General features: G+C 44.3%; 2 protein-coding genes. Both read right to left on the bottom strand.

Annotated features, from left to right (window positions below; genetic code table 11):
* Positions 1–818: cation diffusion facilitator family transporter (locus WB217_RS03790; protein WP_423990785.1), on the bottom strand; the 818-nt coding region annotated here is incomplete at its 3' end.
* Between the two features lie 195 nt (positions 819–1,013).
* Positions 1,014–1,733 (bottom strand): ribonuclease J (locus tag WB217_RS03785; RefSeq protein WP_423990783.1); only part of this gene is annotated, 720 nt, incomplete at its 5' end.

The raw sequence follows: 1,733 nt of genomic DNA, 5'->3' as shown, positions 1-1,733 counted from the left end.
AGCTTCTGCTCGACTCTCGTTGAGATATCGTGTGCTGTACTGATATCCAACGCGGGATTCACGGTGATGACTGTGTCGACGACGATGTTGTTGCCATAGCTCCTGGCCTTTAAGTCTTTGATTCCTTTTACACCCGGAACCTCGCATATTGTTTCTTTATAGTCCTTGATCAAGTCTACATCAAATCCATCGGTAAGCTGGTGGGAGGCTTCACGGAAAATGTCCCACCCTGTTTTTAAGATCAGTCCGCCAACGATGACAGCTGTGACAGGATCCAGCCACGGCAAGCCAAACTGCGACCCGATGATGCCGACCGCTGTACCGATACTAACCCATGAATCCGACAGATTATCCTTTGCTGCTGCCATAACGGAATGGCTCTTTATTTTAAGAGCAAGCTTGCGATTGTATCGATAGACCAAGTACATTACCAAGGCGGCAAATAAGCCTGTCCAGGCAGAAATGAGATCTGGCGCTTCATTTCCTCCTTCAAAAATCGAAGTGACCGCGCTGTATAACACCTGGAGCCCGACAAGAATCATAATAAAGGACGCGACCATCGACGCGACCATTTCTGATTTCCAATGCCCGTATAAATGGTCATCATCTGCCGGTTTCTGCGACAGACGCAATCCAATCAATACGGAAACGGAAGCTAAAATATCTGTTGTGTTATTCAATCCATCGGCCATTAAAGCCTCTGAATCACTGATATATCCGACAAACAATTTTAACGCGGATAAAATTATGTACGCAGCGATGCTGATGATTGCTCCCCGCTCGCCTAATTTCAAATTGGAATAACGCTGTTCATCCATCTCTAAATCCTCCAATCAACTGCTAAAACATTTTAACAATCGATTTATGTGTGGGTCTATAGCAATCTTTTTACCCTTATCCATGTTCGTGACAGAGGGGCAAAAAAGTTTCCTTAAGGCAATTAAATTAGGCTTTCCATTCCTTAAGCACAAAAAAACACACTAAACGGGTTTATGTTTAGTGTGCTCAGATTTTTATTTAAGTTCCATAATGATCGGTAAAATCATCGGCCTTCTGCCAGTCTTGCTATATAGCAATGGATTGACGACGTCGATTACAGCTTTTTTAAGACTTGACCAATCCTTCGTGCCGTTTGCGAGTTCAGTAACGATTTTATCATTGATGACCTCTTCAACATTTTTCATAAGGTTGCCAGATTCTCTCACATAGACGAATCCTCTTGTTACGACCGTCGGCTTGTTGACAAGCTGGTTTTTCTCGCGGTCGATCATCATCGTGACGATGACGAGTCCATCCTGTGACAGCACTCTTCTATCTTTTAAAACAATGTTTCCGATATCTCCGATGCCGCTTCCGTCCACATACACAGGCTGTGCAGGGACTTTACCGCCTACCTGGCCGCCTTCTGCAGAAAGCTCAAGAACATCTCCATTGTCTAAAATAAAGCAATTTTCACTAGGAATCCCGCATTGCTCAGCCAATTTCACATGCTGATTGAGCATCCGGTATTCTCCGTGAATCGGAATGAAATACTTTGGATTCAACAGCTTGATCATCAGCTTCTGCTCTTCCTGCTTCCCGTGACCTGAAGTATGGACTTCACTGATTTTATGGTGAATGATGTCAGCACCGATGCGGTGAAGCTTATCAATCACGCGGTTAACACTGATCGTGTTGCCAGGAATTGGTGAAGATGAGAATACAATCGTATCTCCCGGAATGACCGAAATTTG

This window comes from Mesobacillus sp. (assembly GCF_049588175.1).
Classification (GTDB): Bacteria; Bacillota; Bacilli; order Bacillales; family Cytobacillaceae; genus Mesobacillus.
Note: the sequence above shows the minus strand (reverse complement) of the source record. Positions and strands in the feature narration are given on the sequence as shown.